The organism is Desulforhopalus sp. IMCC35007, from assembly GCF_005116575.1.
Taxonomy (GTDB): Bacteria; Desulfobacterota; Desulfobulbia; order Desulfobulbales; family Desulfocapsaceae; genus Desulforhopalus_A.
The window spans coordinates 1-1,235 of sequence record NZ_SWCN01000074.1 but is presented as its reverse complement, the minus strand read 5'-3'; the positions used below and the strand labels follow the sequence as shown (position 1 = coordinate 1,235).

Annotated in this window: 1 protein-coding gene; it reads left to right on the top strand. The window is 53.1% G+C overall.

The window, feature by feature from the left end:
* The coding region (locus FCL48_RS24655) for a VCBS domain-containing protein (protein WP_205747826.1) at positions 1 to 1,235 on the top strand (1,235 nt) is incomplete at both ends.

The following is a 1,235-nucleotide window of genomic DNA, read 5'->3' as shown; positions in this document are numbered from 1 at the left end:
GATGTTACTCCTGCCGACAACAGTGTGGTTGAAGGTTCCGGTGACACCGTTAACGGGGCGATCACTGTTGGGGCAGAGGCCGGTATTTCTACAGTCACCATCGGTGGCACAGACATTACCGATGCAACCAACAACCCTGTTACCATTAATGGCACGGAAGGTACCCTCGTTGTTACGGGTTACAATCCTGCCACAGGTGAGATCACCTACGAGTACACGGAAGATGGCGATCCTGAAACCCACGACGCTACTGATACCAATATTGTCGACCAGTTTGTGGTCGAGGTCACTGACGTAACCGGTCAAACCGCAACCGATACCCTGAATATCCAGATCATCGATACCGCTCCTGAGGCTGCAGATGATGCAAACTCTGTGGAGGAAGATGCAACGGCTCCAGTTCTCGGCAACGTTATTACAACCGGACCAGGCAGCGATACCTTAGGTGCCGATTCTCCAACCCTGGTCACTGCCATTGCAGCAGGTGCTGTGACCGGAACTGTCGGAAGCGCCCTTGCCGGTGCATACGGCACCCTGACTCTCAATGAAGACGGCAGCTACAGCTACCAGCTTGATAACAGCAACCCGGATGTACAGTCGCTTGACGATGGTGACACCATCCAGGATGTCTTTACCTACACCATTACTGATGCTGATGGAGATACCTCTGAAGCAACCCTTACCATCGATGTAAACGGCCTGACCGACGGTGCGCCGACCATCTCTATTGATGATGCGGATGCAGATGTTACTCCTGCCGACAACAGTGTGGTTGAAGGTTCCGGTGACACCGTTAACGGGGCGATCACTGTTGGGGCAGAGGCCGGTATTTCTACAGTCACCATCGGTGGCACAGACATTACCGATGCAACCAACAACCCTGTTACCATTAATGGCACAGAAGGTACCCTCGTTGTTACGGGTTACAATCCTGCCACAGGTGAGATCACCTACGAGTACACGGAAGATGGCGATCCTGAAACCCACGACGCTACTGATACCAATATTGTCGACCAGTTTGTGGTCGAGGTCACTGACGTAACCGGTCAAACCGCAACCGATACCCTGGATATCCAGATCATCGATACCGCTCCTGAGGCTGCAGATGATGCAAACTCTGTGGAGGAAGATGCAACGGCTCCAGTTCTCGGCAACGTTATTACAACCGGACCAGGCAGCGATACCTTAGGTGCCGATTCTCCAACCCTGGTCACTGCCATTGCAGCAGGTGCTGT